Raw genomic sequence first — 14,466 nt, 5'->3', positions numbered from 1 at the left:
CTTATAAAAATAGTCCATCATTATTTTTCATCAAAATCATCCATTTTTCTTTGAAAACACTTCCATTAAAATATCAGCAAGAGAGACTATAATAATATTATGTAAACTTATACACTGAATAACAAGAGCATCAATGATTTTTTTGTTTAAAACGGAAGAAATATGTTTTAATGAATCTATGGAAATTATTTAAATGATCGGAGATATAAAATGCCGCCAATTGTTTCAGATTCATATAAAGAAAAGAAAAAAAAAGAGATCCTCTCAAGCGCATTGGTATGTTTCGCCAAAAAGGGGTTTCAAGTAGCGACCATTGATGACATTGTTGAGCATTCAGGAATTAGCAAGGGGTCTATTTATAATTATTTTAAAAGTAAAGATGAAATCTATTTGGCATTAATGACAACAGAAACAGAGGAAACAAATGAGCTATTAACGAAAGATCTTGACGCGTACCACCATGCGATGGAAAAAATAAATTATTTATTCGATGTCTACCTCACTCTAGACGTAATAGAGGATGAAACCCATAGCAAAATTATCGTTCACAATGAATTTAAACTCCATGCAGCACGGCATGCAGATTTACTAGAGAAATTAACAACACGAAGACAACAGTATCTGATCCATCTGTTCGCACAGATCATCCGGGAAGGACAAGGGTCAGGGGAGTTTAAGCAAGAGCTTAACCCGGAATTAACAGCCAATCTTTTCTGGTCAATGATCGATGGCGTCACGGTCCAATCCATTTACAAAGATTACCCTTACAACCAAGTATTAACGGAGATGAAGCGGTTATTTTTAGAAAAAGTGAAGGCGTAGAAGGTTAATAGCCGGCAGAGATGCTGGCCTTTTTTTATTTGTGGAAAAAAGATAAAATTATTTGACATTTTTTAAAGCAGGAAAATATAATAAAATAAACTGACTAGTCGTTTTAAATAAAATGTGGAAGGAGGGAAAGGAAATGACCCTTAATCTCATATTCTTTACAATTTCAATTAAAAAACGGAAGATAAGTCTTGAGGAGGCTGTGCAGGAGGAGATGGTTGAAATGCTTTATGATCAAAATAAAGAAAAGCAAATGTCAATTCATCGATTCATGTAAAAAAATCTGCATATAATACCATAAAAATAATGGTGACCCCGTATCTTTTTAACCCCTTGAAAACGTTCTTAAGGTAGAGAGTGCAAAAAGGAGTGAAAACCATGACACACAAGCTAAGTCCCGACAACGTAGATTCTGGACATCAAGATGATCGGCTCTGGAGTGAATATTTTCCAAAGCTGCAGCGCTATTGTCAATTTCTCGCCCAAAACACATGGGATGGAGATGATATTGCACAAGAGACCTATCTTAAGGCATTAAAATATCACAAGCAACAGATGAGTTCGGCCTTGTTAACCAAAATTGCCTATCATCATTGGATCGATCTGCTGCGGAAAAGAAAAAATGAGACGACGGAAACGGATCTTGTCCACTCAATCCCAGACTCAACCAATCAACTGGACAATATGACCCATGCAGTTGACCTGCTGCTGAATCATTTTACCCCAAAACAAGCCGTCATTTTTATGTTAAAAGAAGCGTTTCAATATCAGTTAAAAGAAATTGCCGAGCTCATGCATACGACCGAAATGGCGATTAAAGCCAGTCTTCATCGAGTGAAAAAACGTCTTGAAAAAGAAGAACAATTATTTTCACTTGAAGCATTTTGGGAAGAGGAAGAAAGGGAACGGCTTTCGGACATTTTTTATGAAGCATTGAAAAATCAAGACCCGGCCATTCTGATTGAATCCATTCCAACGATAACCAACATGAATGAAGTTCCGAGGGTTCAAACAAGGCAATGGAAAGCGATTCAAACTCACTCTCCTTCAAGCACTCTCCGTATGGCAGCATAGCCATTCATAACGCTTTAAGGAGGAGTTAAAAATGAGTACGATACCATATGTAATCGAACAATCAAACCGCGGTGAACGTTCCTATGATATTTATTCCCGATTGCTAAAGGACAGAATTATCATCATTGGTGAGGAAATCAATGACCAAACTGCCAATAGTGTGGTGGCCCAATTATTATTTTTAGCGGCTGACGCTCCTGATAAAGAAATATCCCTTTATATTAATTGTCCAGGCGGTTCTACTTCAGCTGGGTTTGCCATTTTCGATACGATGCAATATATTAAGCCTGATATTCGCACCATTTGCACAGGCATGGCGGCATCCTTTGGGGCGTTGTTACTTCTCGCGGGCACAAAGGGAAAACGGTATGCCTTGCCAAATAGCGAAATCATGATTCATCAGCCATTGGGTGGCGCAAGAGGGCAGGCAACCGAAATTGAAATATCGGCAAGACGGATCTTAAAGTTAAAGGACCACATCAATCAGATTATTTCCGAGCGAACGGGACAGCCGGTCGAAAAAGTTGCAAATGATACGGAGCGGGATTACTTCATGAGTGCCGAGGAAGCGAAGAAATACGGAATTATTGATGAGATTCTGCATCCATAATGAAATGAAATCAAAAGAGCAGGGCGCAATGCCTGCTCTTTTTGAATGATGGTTCCCATTTCAACTGTTCGTGATGACTAATTGTCGCTGCTTTCATGCTGCTCATGTTCTTGTTCAATTTCCTCCGGGATAAAGCCAAATGGCCCTCTAGGCATTTGCTCTACGCGAAAGATCGCCACTATTACATCAATTCTAATAGCCAAAAGCCTTTGCCTCATTCTGCCCCTGCTTTCAATTACAAGAACGTCCTTGCCCACTTCGAGAAGCCTCCCGGTAAATGTTCCTTGAAGCGTAACAATTTCAACTTCTTTTTTTAACAACTCATGGGCAATTTGATGAAACGTTAATTCTGTCATGATCATCATCTCCTTCAATTACAGTAAATGCAAAAAAGGCAAAAAAGCGTCTATTTTTTAATTAATTTTTTCTCATATAGGGGGCAATTTCTCGGAATCTTTTATGATGAAATAATACAAGCTTTCCCATCTGGTTTATTACGTTCATTAAAGACCGGTAACATTTCCATTAAATGCATGTAAAGAACTGATATTTCGACAAAATGGGGGGATATCCTATTTTATAATGCCTGTAAGTCTTACGAGTGGAGGGGTTTACATGATGGATCAATCACCACAGAATGAAGTTCAGCAAAAACGGCATCATCTAATTGATGAACTCATTAAATCTGGCATTTATAAAATTAATAACAAGCACCTTTATGAATGGACTATAAATGATTTAGAAGATGAATTTAACGACCTTGAAAAGCAGATGGATGGCGAGGAAACTACTCCGGTCTCCATAAATACTTAGAGAAAGAAAGGAAGATACTTAGGTAAAGATGGATGCAAGGAACTGTAAAGCAGTCTGGTGACTGCTTTTTTTCTATGCCATTTTACCCTAGATAATCCGTCGTTTTTCCATCTGGCTAAATAAAAAGGCCTAGTCGAAAAGGGTGCAAATAAAAATTTTTAAAATTGTTTATTTTCTTATTTACATAAAACCTATTGGTATGGTAGGATTAATTTCATTAAAGAACTTGGATTGATGTTTTATTGAATGGGGGCGAATCAGCTGCAAGCAGATGAAAAGGAAGAGCTTATCGCACATCTAGAAAAGATGCTGGAAACGTTAAAGTTTGGTTCCATCACGCTAGTGGTCCAGGACGGCAAGATTGTGCAACTTGAGAAAAACGAAAAGGTTCGTCTTCAACCAAATAAAAATCGCTGACTAGACAAACTAGAGGCGGTCTTCACTTTATGAAGTGGAAGACCGCCTTTTTTATTGAAAAAAAGGGGGGTCAATAGTGGTGACAGCAGCAGTAACGTTTCAAAATTGGAAACAAATATCAGGAACATTCCCCATTGAGGATGAAACAAAGGGGGCGCGTTCGGTAGTAGAGTGGGCTTATCGTGCCTACACAGATGAACAGATTGTCTATGCGTCTAGTTTTGGAGCGGAGGCGATTGTATTAATAGATTTCATTCAACAGGTTCAACCAGATGCCCATATTGTTTTTTTAGATACAGGCTTACATTTTCCGGAAACATATGAGGTCATTGATAAGATTGAAGCCCGTTTTCCGACATTACGGATTGAAAGAAAACAACCGAAAGTAAGTTTGGATGAGCAAGCGGCCGAATATGGGTCGGCGTTATGGAAAAGAGATCCTAATCAATGCTGCAATATCCGAAAGGTTATTCCTTTGAAGGAGACGTTGACAGCCAAACAAGCGTGGATCTCGGGACTGCGCCGCGAACAATCTCCGACAAGGGTCCATACCGAATTCCTTAATAAGGATGAAAAATTTGAAAACATCAAAATCTGCCCATTGATACACTGGACTTGGGATGAGGTTTGGAGCTACATCAAGGAGCATGATCTTCCTTACAACACGCTGCACGACCACCACTACCCAAGCATCGGCTGCTTTCCCTGTACACAACCTGTTGGAGATGATGGCGATTCCCGTGCAGGCCGTTGGACGGGAAGTGGTAAGACAGAGTGTGGTTTACACACTCGCTAAAGAAAAAATTGAAACGTGTAAATCCCCATTTTTGAGGGATTAAGGAGGCATTTCACTTGCTCATAATGATAGCGATGACCATCGGATTATTTTTTGCGATAAATATTGGTGCCAGCGGTGCGGCGGCCTCGATGGGAATCGCTTACGGATCCGGCGTTGTAAAAAAACGAATGGCCCTGCTGCTTTGCGGTATCGCAGTATTTCTTGGTGCCTGGCTAGGCGGCGGTGAAGTAGTTAAAACCATTGGCAGCGGAATTGTCCCGAACCATACCTTTACCGTGCCAATTGCCCTTATCGTTTTGGCATCAGCCGCATTATCCCTTTTTTTGGCTAATATCTTTGGCATCCCATTATCCACAAGTGAAGTAGCAGTTGGATCCGTCGTCGGTGCTGGGGTTGTCTACCAATCAGTATTCGTCAGCAAGCTAGTCTGGATTATGTTATTTTGGCTGCTCACACCGGTTGCTGCCTTTGTTATCGCTGTCGCAGGCTCCTATTTGTTAAAAAAGATAAAGTGGATGACGACAACGAAAGCTGCTCCGTTTTTATCTTTGTTAGTCGTTATGATGGGGCTGTTTGAGGCGTTTTCGGCAGGGATGAATAACGTGGCCAATGCGGTCGGTCCACTTGTTGGTGCCAAGATCCTCTCTACTGGAAATGGAATTTTCTGGGGAGGGATATTCGTGGCAGGTGGTGCCTTGCTGCTGGGACAGCGGGTCCTTGAGACAAATGGAAAAAAGATAACTACGCTCCGCTTGGAAGAGGGCTGCGTCATTTCAGGTACGGGTGCAACGATTGTAACGGTGGCGTCGGTGTTCGGGATTCCTGTCCCGCTGACGCAAATCACGACCTCTTCCATTATCGGGATGGGATTCGCCAAGCACGGCCGGTCTGTATTGAAAAAGGATATTGTGGTTCAATTGCTGACCGTGTGGATGGTTTCACCCGTTCTCTCGATGGTATTGTCTTACACCCTCATCCAACTGGTTATCGAACATAATTTTTACCCAATCATCGCCATGGTCGGTGTGCTGATCTCTGTTTTTGGCGTGTTGTCCTTGATGAAACGGCAGAAGCATACGATAACGGTTACGCAGGAGGTTGCGAAGGATTAACGAGCGGAGGAGCGAGTAAATGTGGCCGATCCTTCAGGTAAATGATTAAGCGACAGTAAACGCGCCCCATCCGCCAGAAAGACTAATGAAATTAACTAAAACAATGAAGGGATTTGAGAAAAATGTCATTTTTGCCCAAACCTCATGGAGGAAAATTAATTCAAGCCTATAATCCAAACTATAATCTAGCCGAAATCGAAGGAGAAATTGAAATTGACGCGATCGCATTGAGTGATCTTGAACTCATTGGTGTTGGGCTGTTTAGTCCGCTGACAGGGTTCCTTGGAAAAGCTGATTACGAATCTGTCGTCGCGAACATGCGTTTAGCGGACAACACCATTTGGTCGATTCCCGTGACCCTTCCTGTAACCTATCAAACTGCCGCCACCCTTACAGAAGGCGAAGTACGTAAATTAGTTTTTCGAAAAGAGGTATATGGGGTTATTAAAGTATCTGAATGGTATGAACCTGATTTAGACAAGGAAGCCATTGAGGTGTATAGGACCCCTGAGCTTGCCCATCCAGGAGTCAAGCGGCTATATGAAAGAGGCCCAGTCTATGTTGCGGGTGAAGTGACACTAGTGAAAAAACCGGAAAAAGGCGTATTTTCCGATGTATGGCTTGAACCGAAGGAAACAAGGGCGTTATTTGAAGAAAAAGGGTGGAAAACAGTCGTTGGTTTCCAAACAAGGAATCCAATTCACCGGGCCCATGAATATATTCAAAAAGCTGCTCTGGAAACAGTCGATGGACTTTTCGTCAACCCATTAGTTGGTGAAACAAAGTCTGATGACATCCCAGCTGACGTTCGTTTGAAAAGCTATCGAGTTTTACTAGAAAACTACTATCCTAGCAATCGTGTACAACTCGGGGTCTATCCTGCGGCGATGCGCTATGCCGGTCCAAGGGAAGCCGTTTTTCATGCAATCGCCCGGAAAAACTTTGGCTGCACCCATTTCATAGTCGGCCGCGACCACGCCGGGGTTGGCAATTATTACGGAACCTATGATGCACAACGCATTTTCAGTAATTTTCCAGAAGGGGAACTCGGCATTAAACCACTGTTCTTTGAACATAGTTTTTATTGCACGAAATGTGAAGGAATGGCTTCTGATAAAACATGCCCGCACAGCAAGGAAGACAGAGTAATCCTCTCGGGTACAAAGGTACGGGAATTACTGCGCTCCGGCACCCTTCCACCTTCAACCTTCAGTCGAAAAGAGGTTGTGGAAGTGTTGATTGAAGGATTAAAAGAAAGCGCAACGGTATAGGGGGGATCGAACATGTCAAAAGCAACGAATATCACTTGGCACGCTGCCACCGTAACGAAGTCTGACCGGCGTGTTCAAAATGGTCATGGCAGCTGTGTATTATGGTTTACCGGCTTGTCTGGTTCAGGGAAATCGACGATAGCCAACGCTGTTTCCAGCGAATTATATCGCCAAGGCATCAATGAATATGTTCTCGACGGCGATAATATCCGCCACGGCTTGAACCGCGACCTTGGTTTTTCCGATTATGACCGTACAGAAAATATTCGCCGAATTGGCGAGGTGGCGAAGCTGTTTGTCGATAGCGGCGCGGTGGTAACCACTGCATTTATTTCGCCATTCCGTTCAGACAGGGATCAAGTGCGAGCCCTTTTTGAAAAGGAAGAATTCATTGAGGTTTTCGTCGATTGCCCTATTGAAGAATGTGAGCGTCGTGACCCTAAGCAGCTTTATCAAAAAGCACGTCGTGGTGAAATAAAGGATTTTACCGGGATTGATTCCCCGTATGAGGCACCTGAACGCCCGGAAATTACAATCCGTTCTGACTTATTACATGTAGAAGAGGCCGTGGGGCAAATTTTTCAATACCTGCAAAAAAAGGAGATTATTTAGCTGTGAAAGGATGATGAGCCCATGGGTGGCAAGGTTTTTTTAGTAGGTGCGGGTCCCGGTGATCCTGAATTAATGACGGTAAAAGGGATGCGCTGCCTGCAGCAAGCCGATGTCATCCTGTATGATCGGCTGGTCAATCCTGAACTGCTGGATTTTGCAAAGGAGGGGGCACAGCTGGTTTATTGCGGCAAGCTCCCAAATTATCATACAATGAAGCAGGAAACAATTAACCATTTTTTAGTGAAATATGCTAAAAAGGGTCTTCAGGTTGTCCGCTTAAAGGGAGGAGATCCCTTTGTATTCGGTCGCGGTGGGGAAGAAGCGGAGGAATGTGCCCGCTACGATGTACCATTTGAAATTGTTCCCGGTATCACGGCAGGGATTGCTGCTTCTGCGTATGCCGGGATTCCTGTAACCCATCGGGGCTTGAGTAAAAGCTTTGCTTTTATAACGGGTCATCAAGTCGGTGACGAAGCAGCAGAGCACCAGTGGTACCATTTGGCAAATGCTGTGGATACGATTTGTGTTTATATGGGGGTTTCCCACCTTTCAACGATAACAAAACATTTAATTCAGAACGGAAAATCAGCGCAAACACCGATTGCTCTTGTTCACTGGGGGACATTACGTGACCAGAGAACGGTAATTGGGACGCTTGAGACGATAGAAGCACGCGTGAAGGAAGCTGCGATTTCCAATCCGAGCATGATCATCATTGGAGAGGTCGTCCACCTTCATAACAAATTGAACTGGTTCGAAAAGGAAATTGCCCCCAATTTACCAGTTGTCCATGGATGAGGTGAAAAATGAAAGCTATTTTATATATTGGTCACGGAACCCGATTGAAAAAAGGATCTGTGGAAGCTAAAGCCTTTATTAAAAGAATAATAGAGAGAATAGATGTACCCATACAGGAAATCAGTTTTCTAGAATTGACGGAGCCGTCGATGGAGGAAGGTTTCGAGCGGTGTGTTTTAATGGGCGCTTCTGAAATAACGGTTGTTCCGCTGTTTCTCCTTGCGGCAGGTCATATTAAACAGGATATCCCATTGGCCTTAGCAGGATTGCAGACGAAGTTCCCGGAAATTCAGGTAACAGTAAAGGACCCATTTGGTGTCCAGGGAAGAATTCTTGATGCGGTTGTCGACTTGATTAGGGATACTGCAGGAGCGGTGGCACCGGAGGATCGAGTTTTACTAGTTGGAAGAGGGAGCAGCGACCCGGGAATCCTTACTGATTTTTCAAAAATTGCGGAGGGCATTAGGAATCGTCTGGGAATAAAAATGGTATCCGTTTGTTACTTGGCTGCAGCTGAGCCAAGGCTTTTGGATGGCTTAGAGGCTATTACGGCTGATGCGGAGGGCAGGGTCATCGTCGTGCCATATTTGTTATTTTCAGGTCTCCTTCTTGCCGAGGTGAATCTTGAGGCGCGAAGGCGGCAAAAGCAAGGACTGGAGATTCTTCTTACAGGTGCATTAAGCAGCCATCGGGCAATTGAAAATATTGTCATTGAGAAGGCGTGTGAGGAAGTTATCGTTTCATAGTGACCGTGGAGCGGGAAAATAAAGTGAATGGTAATCATTGTGCCCGTGAGGCTGAAAAAATCGGGTGAACAGTCATAAAAATGAATTTTTCATATATTCCATTGTGAGGTGGTATTGTTGCAACTTCAAGTATTGAATAGTCCGTTTAATCAGGAGCAGGCAGAGCTCCTTAATCGCATTCTGCCGACTTTAACCGAACCACAGAAATTCTGGCTGAGCGGCTTTCTTGCCGCGTCACAAGGTACTGCAGCGCTGGGAACGCCAGTCGCACAACTTCAGCCAAACAAGGTGCCGGCCAAAACAAAAGAAGTGACCATTTTATATGGGTCACAAACTGGCAATTCTCGAGGCTTGGCAAAGAAGGCTGCCAAGTCCCTGGAAAGCAAAGACATTCAAGTACACATTACTTCCATGAATGATTTTAAACCAAATAATCTAAAAAAGGTTCAAAATCTGCTCATTATTGCAAGTACACATGGTGAAGGTGACCCGCCCGATAATGCACTGACATTCTATGAATTTCTTCATAGTAAACGAGCGCCAAAGCTGGAGGGGCTCCAATTTTCCGTTTTAGCACTGGGGGACAGCTCGTATGAGTTCTTCTGCCAGACGGGAAAAGATTTTGACAAACGGTTGGAAGAACTTGGCGGCACAAGGCTTTATCCGCGATTTGATTGTGATGTGGACTTTGATGAGCCAGCGGTAGAATGGCTCCAAGGTATTCTTGGAAGTCTAGATGATTCTCAAACTGAAAGTGCCACCCAAAACCTTGAACTAGAACCCAATTCAGTAGAATCGCAGTATTCGAGAACAAATCCATTCCATGCCGAAGTGCTTGAAAATATCAATTTGAATGGACGAGGCTCGAATAAGGAAACGCGACACCTGGAAATTTCACTGGAAGGATCAGGACTCACATTTGAGCCTGGGGACAGCCTAGGTATATACCCGGAAAACGATCCGGCTCTTGTCGACCTTATCCTTGAGGAAACAAAATGGAACCCTGAAGAACGAATAACAGTTAAACAAGGGGATGTTCGTCCGTTAAGGGAAGCACTTCTCTCCTATTATGAAATTACAGTACTAACAAAACCGCTGCTGCAAAAAGCGGCATCACTTTCAGCAAGCAACGAGTTACAGGATTTAACCGCGGAAGGCAACGAGGAAAAAGTAAAAGCCTACCTAGCTGGACGTGATTTACTGGATTTAATTCGTGATTTTACCCCATGGATCGGTTCTGCTCAGGAGTTTGTCGCTATTTTGCGAAAAATACCTGCACGGCTTTATTCAATAGCTAGCAGCTTATCAGCGAATCCTGATGAAGTCCATGTAACCATTGGGGCGGTTCGCTATGATGCCCATGGCCGCGGCCGTAATGGGGTTTGCTCGATACAAACCGCAGAAAGGCTCAACGCAGGTGACACGGTGAAGGTCTATGTTCAACAGAACGAAAATTTTAAACTGCCGCAAAATCCGGAGACACCCATCATCATGATTGGGCCGGGAACAGGAGTGGCACCGTTTCGCTCCTTTATGCAGGAGCTTGAAGAAATCGAATCCACTGCAAAATCTTGGCTGTTCTTCGGTGATCAACATTTTGTGACTGATTTCCTTTATCAAATCGAGTGGCAAAAGTGGCTGAAAAATGGCACGCTGACGAAATTGGATGTTGCTTTTTCCCGTGACAGCAATCAAAAAGTATACGTTCAGCACCGTATGCTCGAACATAGCAAAGAATTATTCGAGTGGCTGCAACAAGGAGCAGCCCTATACATTTGTGGCGATGAAAAACATATGGCCCACGACGTTCACAACATGTTACTCGATATTATTGAAAAAGAAGGCGCCATGAGCCGTGAACAAGCAGTAGCATATCTTACAGACTTGCAGCAGCAAAAACGTTACCAAAGGGATGTCTATTGAGAGGAGTTTTTTTTACATGCTGAAACAAATTTTAACAGCACCGGAGGGAGCCCCGAGCGATGTCGAACGAATAAAAGAGGAGAGCGACTTTTTACGAGGCACCTTAAAAGAAGTTATGCAAGACCGGGTCAGCGCCGGCATTCCTGATGATGATAACCGCTTAATGAAACATCATGGCAGCTATTTGCAGGATGACCGCGACCTCCGCAACGAACGACAAAAACAAAAATTAGAACCTGCCTATCAGTTTATGCTGCGTGTTCGTGCCCCAGGTGGTGTGGTAACACCAGATCAATGGCTGGTTTTGGATGGGCTCGCGGACAAAAACGCAAATGGCACGATAAAATTGACTACCCGGCAATCGTTTCAATTTCATGGGATATTAAAATGGAATATGAAAAATACGATTCAGGAAATCCATCAATCCTTATTAACTACACTGGCGGCGTGCGGTGATGTTAACCGGAACGTGATGTGTAACCCAAATCCCGATCAATCGGAGATTCATGCAGAGGTGTATGAATGGGCGAAATATTTAAGTGAATACCTATTGCCACGTACAAGAGCCTATCATGAAATTTGGCTCGATGAGGAAAAGGTAGCAGCCACACCGGATATCGAAGAAGAACCCATGTATGGAGCCCTTTATTTACCACGGAAGTTTAAAATCGGGATTGCCGTGCCGCCATCAAATGATATTGATGTTTTTTCACAGGATTTAGGCCTCATTGCCATTGTTGAAAATGGTAAATTTATAGGGTTTAACCTGGCAATCGGCGGTGGGATGGGGATGTCGCATGGCGATAAAGCAACCTATCCACAGGTAGCAAAAGTCATCGGCTTCTGTACGCCTGAACAAGTGGTAGAGGTGGCAGAAAAAACGATTACGATCCAACGTGATTACGGCAATCGTTCTGTTAGGAAAAATGCCCGCTTCAAGTACACAGTGGACCGTTTAGGTCTTGAAACGGTTAAGGAAGAATTAGAAAACCGCCTCGGTTGGAGACTTGAGGAGGCAAAGCCATATCATTTCGACCACAACGGCGACCGGTATGGATGGACGCAAGGCGTGCAAGGAAAGTGGCATTATACATTGTTTATCCAAAATGGGCGCGTGGCGGATTTTGCCGATTACAAGCTAAAATCAGGTTTGCAGGAAATTGCGAAAATCCATACAGGCGATTTTCGTTTAACAGCCAATCAAAATTTAGTGATCGCTAATGTATCAAGTCAGAAAAAGAAAGAAATCACTGAATTGATGGAAAAATACGGATTGTCTGATGGTAAGCATCATTCAGCCATAAGACGCAGCTCGATGGCATGTGTGGCACTGCCAACGTGTGGCTTGGCGATGGCCGAATCTGAACGGTACTTACCAGTCTTAATGGGAAAGATCGAAGAAATAGTGGATGAAAATGGCCTCCGCGACAAAGAAATAACCATTCGAATGACCGGTTGTCCAAACGGCTGTGCCCGACCAGCGCTCGCCGAGATTGCCTTAATTGGAAAAGCAGTCGGCAAATATAATATGTATGTAGGCGCAGCCCACGATGGCAGCCGTTTAAACAAAATGTACCGGGAAAATATCGGGGAAGAAGAAATTTTGAATGAGATGCGAAACCTGCTATCACGCTACGCAAAAGAACGGTACGAAGGCGAACACTTCGGGGACTTTGTCATCCGTGCCGAGATTATTGAAGCAACCACGGACGGAACAAATTTTCATGACTGAATTCAACAAGCCAAAGAGACAGAAAGCCTGTCTCTTTTGTTTAAAGATAAGAAAGTAAAAAATTTTTGACTTTGAGAATTGTCCAGCTCCAGCTCCCTAGCGGCTAGTGTCCTTCGCTCTCCGCCCTACGATAAGTCAACATCGATTCGCCTCCGGCTCATCGTGTTTCCTTTATCTCAGTTGGAGCGCTCCAGGCCATACGCCGCTGACCAGGGCGCTTGCGCTTTTCTACTTTGCTTTGGTGTAATGTTCATAGAACACTCTGAAAAGTCTTTCATCACCCCCGCGATCCGGATGGAGTGCTTTGAGTAACTTTTTAAACTCTTTCTTTATTATTTCTTTGTCAGGGTCTATGTCTAACCCCAATAGGGTGGAATATGTAAGGGGCGGGGGATCAGCAAGAGCATATTCAGCTTGTAACATTCTTTTTAAACCACGGACTTTTGTTTGTTCGATCCGGACCTTGGTTTTTAATTCTTCGTTTTCCTCTTTTAATTGCTTATTTTCGTAGAACGTCTTTTCCCAATGGTGGAAATCAACGCCAAATTGCTTGCACTTATCCTCAATCAGCTTTTTCAAAATAAAGGCTGCTAGCTCACCTGGGCTAATGACATAATCAATGTTCAAATTTTTCGTCCGTTTTGCCCTAAGTTTTCCGTCTAAAATCCAACGTATGACAACCTGTTCACTATCTGTAATACCTTCATCCTTTAGTATTTCAGTGACTTCCTTAAGATTCAACATGTAATCATCTCATTCTTTTTAAGGCTAAAACCACTGTATCATATAAAAAACGAGGATTGTTTTACTAGAGTATTTAATTTTTATTAAAAATTCTTTACTGGCCCTTTTTCCTCTTTTACTGATACTTTAAATGTTGATTCCCATGAAAGGTTTTCAAAAAATAGTCTGAATCAGGAACGTTCATCCTGTGATATCCTAATAAAAAATCCTTATTATCATAGAGAACTTCTCTAAATGCGACATTTATTTCACCGTATTCGCCGATTGTTAAAATAGCATATGAGGCCAGGGGCTTATGGAAACACCCAAGTGATCCGGGATTCAGATAGAGACGTTTCTTCGTCTTAAAATGATGGATCACGTGATGATGACCAAAACATACAATATCAGCATTTGAAGCACGATAGAGGAAGTCCAATTTTTTCTCGGTTGGTTCATAATCGACAGGTAAGAAGGTACCTTTTTCGTCTAAATGGTAATGGACAAGAAAAAGGTGTTTTCCATTGTATTCGGCAGAAAATGTCGTCGGAAGACTCAATAGAAATGGAAGATATTGAGGGTCCAAATGGGCAGCAATCCACTCATGATGCTCTCTTTCCTTTTTTCTACTGTAGGGCTCTCTTCCTGCTAAAATATCGATGATGGCTTCGTCATGATTTCCCATCACATAAGAAATTTTGTCGTGCGACAGGATCAGATGCAGCACTTTATTGGTTTCATAGCCGATCCCGATTAAATCCCCTAAGCAATAGATATGCTCAATGGTACCGTCGGCATCGATTTCCTTGCATACCGCTTCCAACGCGGAATAATTTCCGTGAATATCCGAAATAATTGCGATTTTCTTCTCCATACTATAATCTCCATTTTTCATTAGGTTTCCATTTATGGAAAAATAAATTCAATAGAAATATTCATCTATTTTTGATAGATCATCTATTTATTATGTATGATAAAGGTGTAAAATAGAAAGATGAAGAATACTAT

Annotated in this window: 17 protein-coding genes; 14 read left to right on the top strand and 3 right to left on the bottom strand. The window is 42.8% G+C overall.

What is annotated here, in order from left to right:
- Window positions 1–210: 210 nt before the first annotated feature.
- The 4 genes from G6554_RS24355 (at window position 211) to clpP (ending at window position 2,512) form a co-directional block, all read left to right on the top strand.
- Complete coding sequence (locus G6554_RS24355; RefSeq protein WP_166246686.1) at window positions 211–822, top strand: TetR/AcrR family transcriptional regulator; 612 nt, start codon at window positions 211–213, stop codon at window positions 820–822.
- A 142-nt stretch (window positions 823–964) separates the two neighbouring features.
- Window positions 965–1,105 carry a YrzI family small protein gene (locus tag G6554_RS24350; protein ID WP_166246685.1) on the top strand — a complete coding sequence of 47 codons (141 nt, stop codon included), beginning with the start codon at window positions 965–967 and terminating at the stop codon, window positions 1,103–1,105.
- A gap of 101 nt (window positions 1,106–1,206) precedes the next feature.
- Window positions 1,207–1,902: a sigma-70 family RNA polymerase sigma factor gene (locus tag G6554_RS24345; RefSeq protein WP_166246684.1), complete on the top strand. Its 696-nt coding sequence runs from the start codon at window positions 1,207–1,209 to the stop codon at window positions 1,900–1,902.
- A 31-nt stretch (window positions 1,903–1,933) separates the two neighbouring features.
- Window positions 1,934–2,512 (top strand): ATP-dependent Clp endopeptidase proteolytic subunit ClpP, encoded by a 579-nt coding sequence (gene clpP, locus G6554_RS24340; protein ID WP_166246683.1) that lies wholly within the window; start codon window positions 1,934–1,936, stop codon window positions 2,510–2,512.
- Window positions 2,513–2,589: 77 nt separating this feature from the next.
- Here clpP and G6554_RS24335 read toward each other — a convergent pair whose 3' ends face one another.
- Window positions 2,590–2,868 (bottom strand): hypothetical protein, encoded by a 279-nt coding sequence (locus G6554_RS24335; protein WP_166246682.1) that lies wholly within the window; start codon window positions 2,866–2,868, stop codon window positions 2,590–2,592.
- 259 nt (window positions 2,869–3,127) lie between these two features.
- On the opposite strand from G6554_RS24335, the gene G6554_RS24330 reads away from it, so the two are divergent.
- From G6554_RS24330 to cysI, 10 genes are all read left to right on the top strand, one after another.
- The gene (locus G6554_RS24330; protein ID WP_242637827.1) at window positions 3,128–3,325 is read left to right on the top strand and encodes a Fur-regulated basic protein FbpA; all 198 of its coding nucleotides are present in this window, start codon (window positions 3,128–3,130) and stop codon (window positions 3,323–3,325) included.
- A gap of 246 nt (window positions 3,326–3,571) precedes the next feature.
- Complete coding sequence (locus G6554_RS24325) at window positions 3,572–3,742, top strand: YezD family protein (RefSeq protein ID WP_166246681.1); 171 nt, start codon at window positions 3,572–3,574, stop codon at window positions 3,740–3,742.
- 79 nt (window positions 3,743–3,821) lie between these two features.
- Complete coding sequence (locus G6554_RS24320; RefSeq protein ID WP_166246687.1) at window positions 3,822–4,538, top strand: phosphoadenylyl-sulfate reductase; 717 nt, start codon at window positions 3,822–3,824, stop codon at window positions 4,536–4,538.
- A gap of 65 nt (window positions 4,539–4,603) precedes the next feature.
- The gene (locus tag G6554_RS24315) at window positions 4,604–5,653 is read left to right on the top strand and encodes an inorganic phosphate transporter (RefSeq protein ID WP_207343027.1); all 1,050 of its coding nucleotides are present in this window, start codon (window positions 4,604–4,606) and stop codon (window positions 5,651–5,653) included.
- A gap of 122 nt (window positions 5,654–5,775) precedes the next feature.
- Entirely contained in the window at window positions 5,776–6,924 is a 1,149-nt protein-coding gene (gene sat / locus G6554_RS24310) for a sulfate adenylyltransferase (protein ID WP_166246679.1), read from the top strand.
- A 12-nt stretch (window positions 6,925–6,936) separates the two neighbouring features.
- Entirely contained in the window at window positions 6,937–7,536 is a 600-nt protein-coding gene (gene cysC / locus G6554_RS24305) for an adenylyl-sulfate kinase (protein WP_166246678.1), read from the top strand.
- 21 nt (window positions 7,537–7,557) lie between these two features.
- Window positions 7,558–8,334 (top strand): uroporphyrinogen-III C-methyltransferase, encoded by a 777-nt coding sequence (gene cobA, locus G6554_RS24300; protein ID WP_166246677.1) that lies wholly within the window; start codon window positions 7,558–7,560, stop codon window positions 8,332–8,334.
- An 8-nt stretch (window positions 8,335–8,342) separates the two neighbouring features.
- Complete coding sequence (locus G6554_RS24295) at window positions 8,343–9,080, top strand: sirohydrochlorin chelatase (protein ID WP_166246676.1); 738 nt, start codon at window positions 8,343–8,345, stop codon at window positions 9,078–9,080.
- A gap of 108 nt (window positions 9,081–9,188) precedes the next feature.
- Complete coding sequence (locus G6554_RS24290; RefSeq protein ID WP_481747938.1) at window positions 9,189–11,003, top strand: assimilatory sulfite reductase (NADPH) flavoprotein subunit; 1,815 nt, start codon at window positions 9,189–9,191, stop codon at window positions 11,001–11,003.
- A gap of 16 nt (window positions 11,004–11,019) precedes the next feature.
- Window positions 11,020–12,735 carry an assimilatory sulfite reductase (NADPH) hemoprotein subunit gene (cysI, locus tag G6554_RS24285; RefSeq protein WP_166246674.1) on the top strand — a complete coding sequence of 572 codons (1,716 nt, stop codon included), beginning with the start codon at window positions 11,020–11,022 and terminating at the stop codon, window positions 12,733–12,735.
- A gap of 228 nt (window positions 12,736–12,963) precedes the next feature.
- On the opposite strand, the gene G6554_RS24280 is transcribed toward cysI, so the two are convergent.
- On the bottom strand, window positions 12,964–13,479 hold the full coding sequence (locus G6554_RS24280; RefSeq protein ID WP_166246673.1) for a J domain-containing protein: 516 nt from the start codon (window positions 13,477–13,479) through the stop codon (window positions 12,964–12,966).
- Between the two features lie 115 nt (window positions 13,480–13,594).
- Entirely contained in the window at window positions 13,595–14,332 is a 738-nt protein-coding gene (locus tag G6554_RS24275; protein ID WP_166246672.1) for a metallophosphoesterase family protein, read from the bottom strand.
- Window positions 14,333–14,466 lie beyond the last annotated feature (134 nt).

It is taken from the genome of Bacillus sp. MM2020_4 (assembly GCF_011250555.1).
Taxonomy (GTDB): Bacteria; Bacillota; Bacilli; order Bacillales; family Cytobacillaceae; genus Neobacillus.
The sequence above is the reverse complement of the archived record's forward strand: the minus strand, read 5'-3'. Positions and strand labels throughout refer to the sequence as shown.